At 67.2% G+C, this 15,137-nt stretch carries 15 protein-coding genes; 9 read left to right on the forward strand and 6 right to left on the reverse strand.

Features of this window, described 5'->3' with window-relative positions; genetic code table 11:
- Positions 1-20: 20 nt before the first annotated feature.
- Entirely contained in the window at positions 21-1,481 is a 1,461-nt protein-coding gene (locus AC1DBL_RS02805) for an amino acid permease (protein WP_476925418.1), read from the reverse strand.
- Positions 1,482-1,861: 380 nt separating this feature from the next.
- Here AC1DBL_RS02805 and AC1DBL_RS02810 point away from each other — a divergent pair, with 380 nt between their 5' ends.
- The 7 genes from AC1DBL_RS02810 to AC1DBL_RS02840 all read left to right on the forward strand — a co-directional run bounded on the left by AC1DBL_RS02810 (position 1,862) and on the right by AC1DBL_RS02840 (position 8,461).
- The gene (locus AC1DBL_RS02810) at positions 1,862-2,293 is read left to right on the forward strand and encodes a hypothetical protein (RefSeq protein WP_476925419.1); all 432 of its coding nucleotides are present in this window, start codon (positions 1,862-1,864) and stop codon (positions 2,291-2,293) included.
- Positions 2,290-4,014 (forward strand): hypothetical protein, encoded by a 1,725-nt coding sequence (locus AC1DBL_RS02815; RefSeq protein ID WP_476925420.1) that lies wholly within the window; start codon positions 2,290-2,292, stop codon positions 4,012-4,014. Before AC1DBL_RS02810 ends, AC1DBL_RS02815 begins: the two co-directional genes overlap by 4 nt.
- 91 nt (positions 4,015-4,105) lie before the next feature.
- Positions 4,106-4,855, forward strand: a complete 750-nt coding sequence (locus AC1DBL_RS02820; RefSeq protein WP_476925421.1) for a lysostaphin resistance A-like protein — start codon at positions 4,106-4,108, stop codon at positions 4,853-4,855.
- Between the two features lie 76 nt (positions 4,856-4,931).
- Positions 4,932-5,372 carry a VOC family protein gene (locus AC1DBL_RS02825; RefSeq protein WP_476917015.1) on the forward strand — a complete coding sequence of 147 codons (441 nt, stop codon included), beginning with the start codon at positions 4,932-4,934 and terminating at the stop codon, positions 5,370-5,372.
- A 21-nt stretch (positions 5,373-5,393) separates the two neighbouring features.
- Positions 5,394-6,347, forward strand: a complete 954-nt coding sequence (locus AC1DBL_RS02830; RefSeq protein WP_476908389.1) for a 1,4-dihydroxy-2-naphthoyl-CoA synthase — start codon at positions 5,394-5,396, stop codon at positions 6,345-6,347.
- Positions 6,348-6,357: 10 nt separating this feature from the next.
- Positions 6,358-7,521, forward strand: a complete 1,164-nt coding sequence (locus tag AC1DBL_RS02835; RefSeq protein ID WP_476925422.1) for an AMP-binding protein — start codon at positions 6,358-6,360, stop codon at positions 7,519-7,521.
- A gap of 58 nt (positions 7,522-7,579) precedes the next feature.
- Entirely contained in the window at positions 7,580-8,461 is an 882-nt protein-coding gene (locus AC1DBL_RS02840; protein WP_175321447.1) for a 1,4-dihydroxy-2-naphthoate polyprenyltransferase, read from the forward strand.
- A gap of 85 nt (positions 8,462-8,546) precedes the next feature.
- Here the strand turns inward: AC1DBL_RS02840 and AC1DBL_RS02845 are convergent, their stop codons facing one another.
- Complete coding sequence (locus tag AC1DBL_RS02845; protein WP_476925423.1) at positions 8,547-8,855, reverse strand: DUF4229 domain-containing protein; 309 nt, start codon at positions 8,853-8,855, stop codon at positions 8,547-8,549.
- 176 nt (positions 8,856-9,031) lie between these two features.
- Here AC1DBL_RS02845 and AC1DBL_RS02850 point away from each other — a divergent pair, with 176 nt between their 5' ends.
- Together AC1DBL_RS02850 and AC1DBL_RS02855 are read left to right on the forward strand one after the other, a co-directional pair.
- On the forward strand, positions 9,032-9,457 hold the full coding sequence (locus AC1DBL_RS02850) for a PLD nuclease N-terminal domain-containing protein (RefSeq protein ID WP_441416843.1): 426 nt from the start codon (positions 9,032-9,034) through the stop codon (positions 9,455-9,457).
- Positions 9,458-9,682: 225 nt separating this feature from the next.
- Positions 9,683-10,312, forward strand: a complete 630-nt coding sequence (locus tag AC1DBL_RS02855) for a hypothetical protein (protein ID WP_476925424.1) — start codon at positions 9,683-9,685, stop codon at positions 10,310-10,312.
- Between the two features lie 518 nt (positions 10,313-10,830).
- On the opposite strand, the gene ccsB is transcribed toward AC1DBL_RS02855, so the two are convergent.
- From ccsB to AC1DBL_RS02875, 4 genes are read right to left on the reverse strand one after another with little or no spacing between them, the layout of a single operon-like run.
- Positions 10,831-11,931, reverse strand: a complete 1,101-nt coding sequence (gene ccsB / locus AC1DBL_RS02860; RefSeq protein ID WP_441416841.1) for a c-type cytochrome biogenesis protein CcsB — start codon at positions 11,929-11,931, stop codon at positions 10,831-10,833.
- Positions 11,931-13,760 carry a cytochrome c biogenesis protein ResB gene (gene resB, locus AC1DBL_RS02865; RefSeq protein WP_476925425.1) on the reverse strand — a complete coding sequence of 610 codons (1,830 nt, stop codon included), beginning with the start codon at positions 13,758-13,760 and terminating at the stop codon, positions 11,931-11,933. Before resB ends, ccsB begins: the two co-directional genes overlap by 1 nt.
- Positions 13,760-14,515 (reverse strand): cytochrome c biogenesis CcdA family protein, encoded by a 756-nt coding sequence (locus AC1DBL_RS02870; RefSeq protein WP_476925426.1) that lies wholly within the window; start codon positions 14,513-14,515, stop codon positions 13,760-13,762. Before AC1DBL_RS02870 ends, resB begins: the two co-directional genes overlap by 1 nt.
- A gap of 10 nt (positions 14,516-14,525) precedes the next feature.
- Entirely contained in the window at positions 14,526-15,137 is a 612-nt protein-coding gene (locus tag AC1DBL_RS02875) for a TlpA family protein disulfide reductase (protein WP_441416838.1), read from the reverse strand.

Below are 15,137 nucleotides of genomic sequence, written 5' to 3' on the forward strand. Positions count from 1 at the left end.
GGTCATTCAGGACCGGAGCCCTAGCTGAAGAGCTGGCTCTTCGGTTCGTTGTTCTTGACCTTCTGCCAGCCGAGCCAGAGGACCACCGCGAAGAACGGGATGGTCGCCAGGGTCCACAGGCCCAGCGGGAAGACCTCCCCGGTCTTACTGGTCATCGTGTCGAAGCCGATCAGCACGGTGATGGCCAGCAAGGCCACCAGTCCGGCCCAGCTTGTCCACGGTGAGCCCGGCATGGGCAGGGAGGACACGTTGCCCTTGGTCTTGCGCAGCGCGATCTGGCTGGCGAAAATCGAGCCCCACGTGAAGATGACGCCGATCGAGGCGGTGTTGAGTGCGAGGTCGAAGGCGTGCGAGCCGCCAAGCCAGATGTTGAGCAGGATGCCGACCAGGTAGACCGAGCCGATCGCCAGGATCGCGGCGTAGGGGACGTGGCTCTTGGACATCCGGGTCAGCCACTGCGGGGCATGCCCGTTGTTGGCCATGGTGCGGAAGATCCGGCCAATCGAGTACAGGCCCGAGTTGCAGGACGACAGTGCGGCGGTGATCACGATCATGTTCATAACGTCGCCCATCCACGGCAGGCCCATCTGGCCGAAGACGGTGACGAACGGCGAGGTGCCGGCCTTGTACTGGTCCGAGGGCAGCAGCATCGCCAGGAGGGTCACCGACCCGACGTAGAACACGACGATCCGGATCACGACGGCGCGGATCGCCTTCGGGACCTCCTTGGCCGGGTCCTCCATCTCGCCGGCGGTGATGCCGACGAGCTCGATGGCGTTGTAGGCGAAGATCACGGCGTTCAGCACGAGGATCATCACGAGGGCGCCCTTGGGGAACATGCCGCCGTCCGCCGCGAAGAGGTTGTTCACCGAGGCGTGGCCGTCGCCGACCTTGGCGTTGGTGACCACCATGAAGGTGCCGACGGCCAGGAAGATCAGGATGGCCGCGACCTTGAGGACGGAGGCCCAGAACTCGAACTCGCCAAACGCCTTGACGCTCAGCAGATTCACTCCGACGAGGAGCAGCAGCGCCGCGATGGCGGTCAGCTCCACCGGCACGTTGGGGAAGAAGAACTGGAAGTACAGCCCGATCGCGATCAGCTCGGCGATGCCGGTCATGGCCCAGTTGATGACGTACATCCAGCCGGACAGGTAGGCACCCTTCTTGCCGAACATCTCACCGGCGTAGCTGACGAAGGAGCCGGAGGTCTGGCGGTACATGATGAGCTCGCCAAGGGCGCGCATCAGCAGGTAGGCGATGACGCCCGCAATGGCGTAGGAGAAGATCAGCGCGGGGCCGGTCGAAGCCAGGCGGCCGCCGGCGCCCATGAAGAGGCCGACGCCGATTGCGCCGCCCATGGCGATCATGGTGACCTGGCGGCCGTTCAGGGACTTCTTGTAGCCCTCGGCGCTGAGGGTCGAGTCGACGACGGCGGATTGCGCCGGCGCGCTCTTAACGTCTGTGGAAGTACTTTGTGGCACAACAGTTCCTTGCAGGTCGGGGTATTGCCGCGACGGGAAGGCGGCTCCGGGAGCAGAAGTACGGACCCGGCCTGTGCCCTGAGCCCAGGAAACGGGCAGGGTTTTAGACCGAAACTCACAACGGGTCGCAGCGTCGCGCGGCACGTCCATAGTACTAGCTTTCGGCGCCGCACCGTGACGCGGGCTACACCCGGAACCGCCGAAAATACGAAATTAAAACAACGTTTTGGCGCAAAAGCGCTGGTCAGGCCGAGGTTTCCATTACTCTGAGCGAACCGGCGGGGACGTTCCCGCTGGTTCGCCTGCAACGTCACTGCAGGCCATGGCAGCAGTGCCGTGAGTCAGGGGGGACTATGAAACAGAGAGCGCTACTGCCCGCAGTGCTGCTTCTCGTACTGGCAGGGTGTTCGAGCGGCGGTTCCGGTCCGGCCACACCCAGCACCGGCAGCAGCACCGCAGCAACGCCGGCACAATCATCATCATCATCAGGATCTCCGGCGCCGAGCGCGTCCGAACCGGCCGATGTTTCCACTTCGCTTAACGCACCCGAGGCCTTGCGCGAGCCCATCTGCCGCGCGACGGCCGACGGGTCGTGGTCCTTCACGGGGACCCTGGTCAACAGCAGCGACAAGAACAAAGTGTTCACCGTGGCAATCGCGGTCACCGCCGGCCCTGCCGTGGCAGGGCACACGATCATCACCAAAACCGTCGCTGCCGGCAAGTCGGCCGAGATTGCAGCACCGAACTTTGCCAAGACCAAGGACAGCGCCGGGACCTGCACACCGGTCGTCTCCGTAGAGGATGCGCCATGAAAAAACTACTTGTCATCTCAGCGGTGGTGCTCGGGCTCGCGGCCGGACCGCTGGCGGTCGGACCGGCCTTCGCCGAGACCGCACCGCTGCCGCAGGACACAGCCAGCCCCACGGCAACGGACACGGCCGCGCCGACCGAGTCGGCGTCGACCCCCGCCATTCCGGGTCCGGAACTAAGCACGTCCCCGACAGCGACGGCGGAGCCCACCGTGGAGCCGACCTCCACTGTTGCGGAGCCAACGCCGACGCCGACGCCGACTCCGACGGAGGAGCCGACGTCGCCGTCAGTCGTTGTCCTGGGCGCCATCCAGGCGAAATGGACTGCGCTGAAGGGCGCAGCCGGTGCCCTCGGCGCACCGACCGCCAACCAGGCCTGCTCTCTCGACGTCTGCAGCCAGGTGTTCGAAGGCGGATCCGTCTTCTGGACCGCTGCAACCGGCGCGCACCCGGTGCTGCGGACGGCCGGCCACACGGGCCCCCGCTGGCACGCGCAGGGAGGCTTGGCGCTCTACGGCTATCCGGTCACGGACGAAACCGCGGTCACGGGCGGAACCATCCAGAAGTTTTCCAGTGGGCGGTTCCTCACCTGGACCACCAAGGGAATCCAGCAGATCTGGTCACGCGGCGCCATCGGCGCCCTGTGGCGGGCCCAAGGTGAGGCCGCCGGGCTCGGGCTGCCGACCACCGCCGAGGTCTGCGGGCTGACGGCGCGGGGCTGTTCTCAGTTCTTCGCCCATGGAGCGGTGTTCTGGTCCCCGAGGACCCCCGCCCAGGTTCTCAAGGGGACCATCTACACCAGGTGGAAGGCGGCCGGCGCGCAAGCCGGCGTCATGGGCTATCCCACCGGCCCCAGGACCTGTGGCCAGGCTGCCGGCGGATGCCTGCAGCGGTTCCAGGGCGGAACCGTCTACTGGTCCTCGGCAACCGGGTCCTGGATCTCCCGCGGCGGCCTCGGAGCCCGGTACGTCCGGGTGGGGGCCACCCGGAGCAGCCTGGGCTACCCGCTCGCCAACGAAAAGTGCGTTCCGGGGCAGTGCATCCAGGCCTTCCAGCGGGGGTTCATCGGCTGGACGGTGAAGCCGGGATACCGGGTCTTCGGGATGTCGGAGTGCCAGAACCTCAACAACGGCAAGTCCAAGTACCCCACCTACGGCGCGAACCGGGTCCTCCTCACGTGGACCCAGGGCTACGGACTGAACCATGCGACCAACCTGTACTGCATGAAGATCGCCGGGACGTACGTGCCGGACTGGCGGACTGACGGGTACGTCGGTAAGTCCGGGTTCAAGCCGCCGGGAGTTCCGTCCGGCCCCACCCGGAACCTGTTCTCCCCCACCGGATCGTTCTCCGTGACCGAGGCCTTTGGCCTGGGCAACCCCGGCACGAAGCTTTCGTACCGCACGCTCAACCCGCGCTCACGCTGGGGCGGCAACCCCTGGACGGCCACCTACAACAAGTACCACGAGTCCTCGTCCTGGGTTGGCTGGGACGAGAACATGTGGTGGTTCGCCAGCCTGGGCTACTACCGCCAGGGCGTGGTCATCAACTACAACCGGCCGAACATTGTCCAGGATGCGGGCTTCGCCATCTTCCTGCACATGAACAAGATCCCGACGGCCGGCTGCATCTCCCTGGATGACTGGGCGGTGGTGGACTACATCCGCAAGTCCACCCCGGGCGACCGGATCATCATGGGGACCTACGGGGCGCTGTTCCGATAGATTCCCGGCTCTGCAGCTACACGGCTAACGCCCGGCGCCCTCCGCCCGGGCGTTAGCCGTGTCCGCTCGGCGGCGGGGCTAGGCTGGTGGCATGGGTCCCGCTCTCCGTCAACCACCTGCGCAGCGTCCGGAACTGTACGCATTCTCCCGGCTGGACCTCATCACGGCGGGGATTTACGTGGCAGTGGGGGCGGTCTTCGCCACCGCCTCAGGCCTGCTGGCGCCGCTCGTGCTGCAGCTCTCGCCCAATCCGGCGGTGGCGTCCTACGCGGTGAACCTTCTGGTCTATGCGGTCATCGGCCTGCTCGCCCTGTTCGCGGCACGCCAAGTCGCGCGCCGGGATCTCCGCGTCCTGGCCACGAGACCCTGGTTCACCCTCCTGACGGTGCCGCTGGCCGTGGTGGCTGCGATGATCCTGACCGCCATCCTGGTGGCCGTGGCAGGGACCCCGCAAACCTCCGCCAACCAAGCCGGCCTGCAGGCACTCATGCAGCAGGTCCCGGCCTGGCTAATGGTGCCGCTGCTGGTGATTGTGGGCCCCTTCGTGGAGGAGTACATGTTCCGGCACCTGCTGATCGGCAAGTTGAGCCGGAAGCTGAACATCTGGCTCTGCTGCGCGCTCTCCGTCGTGCTGTTCGCGGCCATGCACGTCGTGGGCCAGGAGGCGCTGACGCTGCCCGTGCTGATGCCCTATCTCGCCATGGGCGCCACCCTGGTGTTCGTCTACGTCTGGACGGGCAAGAATGTGATGTTCTCCTACTTCGTCCATGCCTCGAAGAACCTGCTGGCCGTCATCTTCATCTACGCCATCCCGCCGGAAATCCTCGAGCAGCTGCAGTAGCGCCCGGAAAAACAACAGCGAAAGTTGCCCCGGCGGCACCCTAGCGCCGCGGGCGCCGTCGTCGTAGGTTTTTCCCATGGCACTGAACATCCAAATCGCTGTCGACTGCGTCGACCCGCACGCCCTTGCGGACTGGTGGGCCGAAACCCTGGACTGGGCCGTGGAGCCGCAGGACGAGGACTTCATCCGTTCCATGATCAAGCAGGGTTTCGCGACGGACGCGGAGACCAAGCGGCACCACGGAATGCTTGTCTGGCGGGACGGCGCCGCCATCCGGCCGCCCGAGGACCTGGGCGTCAAGCCCGCCTCACGCCGGATTCTTTTCCAGACCGCGCCGGAGGCGAAGACCGTCAAGAACCGCGTCCACTGGGATGTGAACCTGGCCGGCGCTGACAAGGACGAGGTCCGGGCCGCGCTCGAGGCCCGCGGCGCGACGTACCTGTGGACCGCCAACGAGGGCCCGCATTCCTGGCACACCATGGCGGACCCGGAAGGCAACGAGTTCTGTATCAGCTGAGCCGATTACTAGACTCGGACTGTGAGCAACGAAATCCCCGCCAAGGTATCCGACGTCTTTGACCCCACCCGCTGGCGCACCGTGACCGGCTTCGACGATTTCCAGGACATGACCTACCACCGGCAGGTGGAGCGCTCCGCGGACGGCACCGTGGTCCGGGACCTTCCCACCGTCCGGATCGCCTTCAACCGCCCGGAGGTGCGCAACGCGTTCCGGCCCGGCACCGTGGACGAGCTGTACCGGGCCATGGACCACGCCCGGATGACCCCCGATGTCGCCACGGTCCTGCTCACCGGCAACGGCCCCTCCGCCAAGGACGGCGGCCACTCCTTCTGCTCCGGCGGCGACCAGCGGATCCGCGGCCGCGACGGGTATCGGTATGCAGAGGGCGAAACCACCGAGACCATCGACCCCGCCCGCGCCGGCCGGCTGCACATCCTTGAGGTCCAGCGGCTCATGCGGACCATGCCCAAGGTGGTCATCGCCGTCGTGAACGGCTGGGCGGCCGGTGGCGGCCACTCGCTGCATGTCGTCTCCGACCTCACCATCGCCTCCCGGCAGCACGGCAAGTTCAAGCAGACCGACGCGACGGTAGGCAGCTTCGACGCCGGCTACGGCTCGGCCCTACTGGCCCGCCAGATCGGCCAAAAGTCCGCCCGCGAGATCTTCTTCCTGGCCCGCGAATATTCCGCCGAGGACATGGTCCGGATGGGTGCCGTGAACGAGGCCGTGGACCACGAGCGGCTCGAGGAGGTGGCGCTGGAGTACGCCGCGGACATCGCCCGGCAGTCCCCGCAGGCCATCCGGATGCTCAAGTTTGCCTTCAACCTCGCCGACGACGGCTTGGCCGGCCAGCAGGTGTTCGCCGGCGAAGCGACGCGACTGGCTTACATGACGGACGAGGCGGTGGAGGGCAAGGAGGCCTTCCTGGAGAAGCGTGATCCGGACTGGTCCAAGTTCCCGTACTACTTCTAAGGCTGCCGCGATGACTTCCGGAGCGGTGAACATCGAACCCGCCCTCGCTGCCCTCGCGGCTGCCCTCGGCGGGGAGGGTCCCGCCGTCGAGCTGTCCGCCGGCCCGGACGGCTCCCCCGTCGTCGGGCTGGTGGAAACCCCCGGCTTCGAGGACGCCGCCGTCGTGGTGCGGACCTCCGGCTCCACCGGCGTGCCCAAGGCCACGGTGCTGACGGTGGATGCCCTGGCGGCTTCCTCCATGGCAACGGCGATGGCGCTTAAGGGCGAGGGCCAGTGGCTGCTGGCGCTCCCGGTGCAGTTCGTGGCCGGCGTCCAGGTCCTGGTCCGGTCGCTCTTCGCCGGCACCCGGCCCTGGGCGATGGACCTCTCCGGCGGGTTCACCCCGGAGGCCTTCACCACCGCAGCCCTAGAGCTCACGGACAAGATCCGTTTCACCTCTCTGGTTCCCACGCAGCTGCAGCGGCTTCTGGAGCGGCCCTCGGCACAGACGCTGGCCATGCTCCGGCGCTTCAACGCGGTTCTGCTGGGCGGCGCCCCCGCCTCGGCGGAGTTGCTCGCCGCGGCCCGGGAGGCCGGCGTCCGGGTGGTGACCACCTACGGTTCCGCCGAGACCTGCGGCGGCTGCGTGTACGACGGCGTGCCGCTGGACGGCGTCGAGCTGAAACTCGCCGCGGACGGCCGGATCCTGCTCGGCGGCGCCACCATTGCGGCCGGCTATCTCGACGAGCCGGAGCTCACGGCCTCGGCATTTGTCGAGGACGACGGGATCCGCTGGTACCGCACCAACGACCTCGGCGCGCTGTCCGCGGACGGCACGCTGACCGTGCTGGGCCGTGCCGACGACGTCGTCATCACCGGCGGCGTCAAGGTGTCCGCCGCGCATGTGCAGGCGGAACTGGAGAAGCTCGACGGCGTGCGGGCGGCGTTCGTGGCGGGTGTCCCGTCCGCCGAGTGGGGCCAGGCGCTGGCGGCCTATGTGGTGCTGGCGGACGATTCGACGGAGGCAGCCGAGGCCTTCACGGCGCGTTTCACCGCCGGCGGCGCGGGGGCGTTGGCGGGGGCCTTGGTTCCTAAAACAGTGCTCACCGCCGCGGAACTGCTGATGCTTCCGAACGGAAAACCGGACCGAATGGGCATGACCGTTCGGCTGGACACCCGTCATCAGGGAAAATAGAAAAGCTTCAAGCAACCCTTTCCACTAGATCAACACCCAAACCAACGAGGTACTGAACGTGGCCACAGCGGCACAATGGATCCAAGGCGCCCGTCTGCGCACCCTGCCGGCCGCAATCGCGCCGGTCCTGATCGGGACTGCAGCCGCCTATGAGATGAACGCGTTCCGGCCCGTCAACGCCCTGCTGGCCGCCATGGTGGCCCTGCTGCTCCAGGTCGGCGTGAACTTCGCCAACGACTACTCCGACGGCATCCGCGGCACCGATGAGGACCGGGTGGGCCCGCTCCGGCTGGTGGGTTCCGGGGTGGCGAAGCCGGAGCACGTCAAGCGGGCAGCGTTCGCGGCGTTCGGCCTGGCGATGCTGTTCGGACTGATCCTGGTCATTATCACGCAGGCCTGGTGGCTGATCCTCGTGGGTGTGGGCTGCGTACTTGCCGCGTGGGGCTACACCGGCGGCAAGAACCCCTACGGCTACCTGGGCCTGGGCGACCTGTTCGTGTTTGTGTTCTTCGGGCTGGTGGCCACGCTTGGCACCACCTACACGCAGGCCGGCCAGCTCAGCCTCGCGGCCATCATCGGTGCGATCGGCACGGGACTCATCGCCTGCGCCCTGCTCATGGCCAACAACGTCCGGGACATTCCCACCGACCGCGTGGCCGGGAAGAAGACGCTGGCTGTCCGGCTGGGCGACAAGCACGCCCGGGAAAGCTACGTGCTGATGCTCGCCGTGGCGATCCTGCTGGTGATTGTGCTTGCGCCCGGTCGGCCTTGGATGCTGATTGTGCTGCTGCTCATCCCGGCCATCCTGATGCCGTCCTGGCTGATGATCGCGGGCCGGCGCCGCAAGAGCCTGATCCCGGTGCTGAAGCAGACCGGGCTGATCAACCTTGGCTACGCCGTGCTGTTCTCGCTCGGCTTGGTGCTGAGCCGCGGCTTCTAGGGCGGGTTCCGGGGGTCCGGCTGGTTCCGCTGGTTCCAGCGGGTTCCAGCGGGTTCCGTCTGGTTCCAGGGGGTGCTGACGGGCTCTAGGAGTCCTTGGGCCGGGTGTCGGTGCGCACGGTGACGTCCGGGTGTTCGTCCACCAGGCGGTCTTCGGCGTGGGCGTCGTCGATCTCCCCGGCACTGCGCAGCGGCTTGGCTTTGCCGGAGAAACGCTGGTGGATCGAGGCGGTGGCCGCGTCGCGCTGCTTCTGGAAGAACAGGAAGCTGATGGCGAAGGCCATCATCCCGGCGCAGAGCGCGGCCAGCAGCCAGCCAAGCTGCAAATAGACAAACAGGGCGAACAACGGCACAAACAGTGCCAGACGGATCAGGGAGTATTTCAGGAAAGCCACGCTCCCAGTTTAGCCGTCCCGGCCGGGGCGGGGACCCGGCGGTCCGTCTGCTGCTGAGTGCGGGCACCAGCGCGGCGGCCCGGCGCCGGGCCGCGGGGTTGCGGGCGGCGGGGTTCCGGGCGGCTGCCGTGCGGGTGCCGGGCGCCGGAAGCTCGCGCGGAGGCTAAACTGAAGCTATGCTCCGTGTCGTGGTACCAATCGTTGTACTGGTCGTCTTTGTCTACGGACTGATCGACCTCATCAGGACTGACGCACGCCTGACCAAGGGCATTTCCAAGCCGGCCTGGATCGTGGTGCAGATCGTTCTCCCGGTGGTCGGCGCAATCCTCTGGTTCCTCATCGGCCGGCCCCGCGGCGAGGCCGCGGCGGCTCCGGCCACGTACCGCCACCCCACCGCCCCGGACGACGATCCCGACTTCCTCCGCAACCTGGAGCTGCGCCGCCGCAACCAGGCGGAGGCTGACCGGCTCAAGAAGCTGAAGGACGAGCTGGACGCCAAGGAGCGCGAGCTGGGCAGCGGCACCGGAGACGCCCGCGGCACGGAATCCGGCGAAGCCCACGGCAGCGGCGACCCCACGCAGGGCACCGACGAGGTCAAGTAGCCGCTCTGCCCCCTGGCGCGCAGACGCGCCCTCTCAGCCGGCGCGTTCCCCTTCCCATTTGCCAGAAATGGCCTGAATCCGGACCCTCGTAGCGGCCATAGCCGGCAAATCGACGCCGCGCACCCGGACCTGCAAACCAGCCTCCACTGGCCCGCTCTTCCCCCACACCCTGCCCGGGCTGTGGACAACGTCAAATCCCGCTCCAGGCGGGCGCAGAATGCTCTTATGCGCCAGCCCAGCGAGCTTCCCCCACAGCTTCACGACAAACCATTCACGCTCGCGGACGCCCGCGCGGCGGGATTGAGCCGGCGTCGAACCCGGTGCCGGGATCTTGTCAGCCCCTGTCACGGAGTGCGCACCGCCGCCACGACGCCGGGCACCCTCCTTGACCGTATGCATGCCCTGGTTGCTGTGACGTGCGCGGTGGTGAGCCATGCAACTGCTGCCCTGCTGTGGGGCTTTCCCCTGCCGGCGTCCGTGGCAAACGTCGACGTCGTTCATCTCACCAGCCGGCCGGGCAATCGGGCTGCGCGTCGAAAGAACGTCGTGGGCCATCAACAGTCGTTTGAACCCGAGGAGATCGTGGCGGGCTCCAGGGTCCACTGCACGTCACCGCTGCGGACGTGGTTCGACCTGGCCAGCATGCTTAGCCTCGACGATCTTGTGATTGCCGGAGACTTCCTGCTCCGCCGAAGGAACCCTTTGTCCACCCTCGACGAGCTAGACGCCTACCTTCAAGGACGAAAAGGAAAGCCGGGCTACCAGAAGGCCGCGCGGGCTCGGATCCTGATGCGCTCAGGCACGGACTCCCCCAAGGAGACCGAACGAAACCGGCCGCTGGATCCAGGACCCTGATTTGTCCTATGAAGTGGAACGGGTCGCAATCCAATACGACGGCGGGCATCACGCCACTCCGGCGCAACGGCGCAGCGATATTTTCCGGGACGAAAACGCGCGGGATGCCGGGTGGCGGGTAGTCGTGCTGACCCAGTGGGACTTGACCCCGTTGGGCCCGGGCATGGAGCCAACAGCGGTCACCAGGGTACGGGCGGCGCTCGTGGAGCGGGGCTGGATGCCCGATCGTGGCCCGGCCCGGAGGCGACGTTCCGCACGCACCACGGCGTCCATCGGACAGGAATGGCCGCTAAGCGGGGTGGCTTAGCGGCCATTTGTGGCGAATCGACGATTCAGGCCCGAGGGTTAGCGGCCATTTGTGGCGAATCGCGGCGGTTCGGGGTGCGGGCCTGGTTGGTGCGGCGTCGTTTGGCCGATCTGACAGGAATGGCCGCTAAGCGGGGTGGCTTAGCGGCCATCTGTGGCGAATGGACGAGGAATCTAAGCGCCCAACCCTGGCGAAGCGAACTCCCGGCGCCTTACAGCCCCGAGTAGGAGTGCAGTCCGTTGAAGAACTGGTTCACGATGGTGAAGTTGAAGACCACGCACAGGTAGCCGACGATCGAGAGCCAGGCCGCGCGGGTTCCGGTCCAGCCGCGGGTGGCGCGGGCGTGGAGGTAGCCGGCGTAGACCACCCAGATCACGAAGGTCCAGACTTCCTTGGTGTCCCAGCCCCAGAAGCGGCCCCAGGCCTTCTCGGCCCAGATGGCGCCGAACATCAGCGTGAACGTCCAGCCGACGAAGGCGATCGCGTTGATCCGGTAGGACAGGTTTTCCAGGCTCAGGGCGTTGGGGACCAGGCGCATGAAGCCCAGCTTGTCTGCCCCGCCCGCGGCAATGGTCTTCTGCCGGTGCGACTGGACCAGCTGCAGCGCGGACATCGCGAAGGTCAGGGTGAACAGGGCTGAGGACATCACCGCGATGGAGACGTGGATAATCAGCCAGTAGCTCTGCAGCGCCGGCACGAGGTGGCCCACGGGCGTCCAGAACGCGACCGAGGCCGCGACCAGCATGATGATGGCCAGGCCGATCACAAAGGTACCCAGGAACCGCAGGTCGCGGCGGATCAGCACCAGAAGGAAGACCGCCACCGCCACGAACGCGCCGGTGGTCAGGAACTCGTACATGTTGCCCCACGGCACCCGGCCCGCGCCGATCGCGCGGGTGATGACGCCGGCGGCGTGGATGGCGGCGCCCAGCACGGCGAGGGCGACGGCGACCCGGGCCGGAACCCGGCGTTCGGCGCCGTAGCGCATGCCGCCGTCGGCGGTCACGCCGGCTCCGCTTGCCCGGCTGCCCGAGACCGACGACGTCGGGCGCTCGGCCCGTCCGACAGGGCCGCTGACGTCGGAAGCGGCGCGGTCAACGGCGGCGGAGGAGCCACCGACGCCGGCGCCCACCGGGACACGGACCGTCTCGGCTCCGGACAGCTCTGCCGCCTTCAGGTCCACCGCGCGCAGGGTCTTGCTGCTCTTGGCCAGGTCCCAGGCGAAGGCGATGAAGGCCACCGTGTAGGTGCCGGCCGCGAGCAGCATAAAGAGCTCGCTGTACTGGCCCATGGTTTCGTTGATGGGGAACATTACTGATCCTTCTTTGACTCAGGAGAGCCTACTGTGGACTGGATGAAGTCTGCTGCGGGTTGGTCCGTGGAGGCCTGCGCGCCGGCGTCGGCGCGTGCGCCGGTGTCCGCCCGGTCATTATCCGCTGTCGCGCTGGGAACAGGCTGGGAATCCTCCCCCGAATCGTCCGCGGCCCCATCATCGAGCGGCCAGGCTGCCGACAGCAGGGCCCGGATGGCGGCGGCTTCCCCGGCCAGGCGGTGGTCCTCGCCGCGGGCCAGGAGACCGTACTCCACCATGGTGCGGCCGTCCTCGTGGGTGCCGGTGCGGACCCAGACGCGGCGGCGGTTGACGTACAGCGACGTGACCAGGCCGGCGACGGCGAGCAGGGCGAAGAACAAGGCGTAGCCCTGGCCCGGGTTGTGGTGGATGTCCACGCCGATGTAACGCTTCACGCCGTCGAAGCTGATGGTGCCCTTGCCGTTGGGCAGGGTGTGAGTGGTCCCGGGGGTCAGCACGATGCCCTTGGTGGGCAGGTTGCGGGCGTTTAGCGGCGTCAGTTTCTTCACATCGAGTTCGAACACGTTCTGCGGCGAGCCGCTGTTCAGTCCGAGGTCGCCGTAGTACGAGTTCAGCGTCAGCTGCGGGTTGAACAGTTCAGGATCGCCGCTGAAGGAAACTCCTTCCTTCGTGATGAACGCGGTAGGCAGGAAGAAGCCCGCGAAGGCCAGCTGCTCCGGCTTGGCATCGGGGACCTTGATGACCACGGAGGAGTAGTAGTTGTCGCCTTGCAGCTTGGCCACCACCGGTCCCTGCATGGCGATGTTGCCGGCGCCGTCGCGCACCGTGACCACCGGGGCGTAGCCGTTGCCGGTCAGGTAGACGCTGGTGCCGCCCAGGCTGAGCGGGTCATTGACCTTCAGCACCTCCTGCTTGGCAGGCGCGCCCGGGTTCTCCTTGGTGGTGACGTCAGCCTTGAAGTCGATGGGCTGGCCGAACTTGCCCTTCGATTCGCGGTCGAAGGTGATGTGGAACTTGTCCAGCTGGATGGAGTAAGGCTCCAGCTGGCTGCTCTGGAAATTGGTGCCCGGGGTGAACTGGTCGTAGCCCACCAGGGTGTTCACGAAGGTGTCCCCCTCGACCAGGATCCGTTGGCCGCTGTAGCCGAACAAGCCGCCGGCCGCGACGGACACCAGGACACCGATCAGGGCGGTGTGGAAGACAAGGTTGCCGACCTCCCGGAAGAAGCCGCGTTCCGCGCCGAGCGAGGGCCGTTCGCCGTCGCGGTCCCGCACGTCGACGCGGTAGCCGCGCTTCCTCAGCAGGGCGGCGGCGTCGTCAATGGCGCGCGACGCCGGGATCCCGGCGTCGGCGGGGACCACCATGGTGCCGTACTCGGGCAGCCGGGACAGCCGTGCCGGGGTGCGCGGGGGCTGGGAACGCATGGCTTTGTAGTGCACGATGGCGCGGGGCACCACGCAGCCGATCAGCGAGATGAACAGCAGGATGTAAATCGCGGAGAACCACGCCGAGGAGTAGACATCGTAGAGCTGCAGGGAGTCCAGGATCTTGCCGTAGTCCGGGTGGTCCTTGATGTACTGGGTGACCACCGCAGGGTTAGCGGGCCGCTGCGGGAAGAGCGATCCGGGCACCGCGGCGACGGCGAGCAACAGCAGCAGGAACAGCGCGGTACGCATGCTGGTCAGCTGCGTCCACGCCCAGCGGAGCATGCCCACCGGCCCCAGCGAGGGCAGCACAGCGCCTGCCTTCGCGGCTTCGACGGGACTGGTTCCGTGATCGGGCGTGCCGGGGGACGGGGATTTCTTCTCTACGTTCACTCGCTCGCTCATCAGATCGGCAATTTCACATCGGTTTGGAACCAGTACTGCAGCCCGGACACCCAGGCACCCCACACCCCGCTGGCCATCAGCACGCCCAGCGCAATCAGGATTCCGCCGCCGGTGCGCTGGATGGCGAGCCGGTGTTTGCGGAAGAAGGAGAGCACCCCGACGCCGCGGCGGACGGCCAGGGCGATCAGCAGGAAGGGAATGCCCAGCCCAAGGCTATACACGAAGGCCAGCAGGGCGCCCTTCGCCGCGGACGATCCCCCGGAAAGGCTCAGCAGCTGCACCGCCGAATAGGTCGGGCCGATGCACGGGGCCCAGCCGAGGCCGAACGTGATGCCCAGCAGCGGCGCACCCCAAAGCCCGGCTGGCGGCTTGGCGTGGATCTTCGCGTCGCGCTGCAGCCAGGAGAAGCCGCCCATGAACACGACGCCCATCACGATCACCAGCACGCCGAGCAGTTGCGTAATCCAGGCGTTCTGGGAGCCGGTGATCAGCGTTCCCAGCTGGCCGAAGGCCCCGCCGAGGAGCACGAAGATCACCGAGAAGCCGAGGACGAACAATCCGATCCCGGCCAGCATCCGGCCCCGCTTCTGCTTCTGCAGGTCGACGCCTGTCAGGCCCGTCACGTACCCGAGGTATCCGGGCACCAACGGCAGCACGCAGGGCGAGAGGAAGGATACGAGTCCGGCCAGCAGCGCCACCGGGATGGCGAGCAGCAGCGAACCGTTCAGGATGGCTTCGGCGAAGGGGCTGTTCACGGCGCCGGCCTTACTCGGCCACGGCTGCGGCGATGAGGGACTTGAGGGTGCCCTTCTGGATTTCGCCAAGCACCCGGGAGGCGACTCGGCCCTGCTTGTCGAGCACCAGCGTGGTGGGGACCGCGCCGGGCGGAACCAGCCCGGAGACGGCCAGCAGCACCGCGCCGTCCTTGTCGTTGAAGCTCGGGTACGTCAGGTTGAAGGTCTTGTCGAACGCTTCAGCCGTCGGTTTTTCGTCCCTCAGGTTGACGCCGAAGAACTGGACGCCCTGGCTCTTGAACTCCTGGTGCAGGGCCTCCAGCGACGGCGCCTCGACCCGGCACGGCGCGCAGGCGGCGAACCAGAAGTTGAGCACCGTCACCTTGCCCTGAAACTGCGACGCCGTGACTTCGGTGCCGTCGAACAGGGTGCCCTTGATCTCCACCGGTTTTTTCCGGTCGGCAGCGGCGAATTCGGTCACCGAGCCGTCGCCGGCGACGTAGTTCTTGTTATCCCCCGCCTTGGCCTGCTTGGCGAGGTCGTCCTCCTGGGCGCAGCCGGTCAGGCCCAGCATGGCGGCCAGGGCCGCACCGCCGGCGGTGAGGACGCCGCGGCGGGACAGGCGGGAGTCGTCGTCGAACAT

Source organism: Arthrobacter sp. 10T44, from assembly GCF_056393885.1.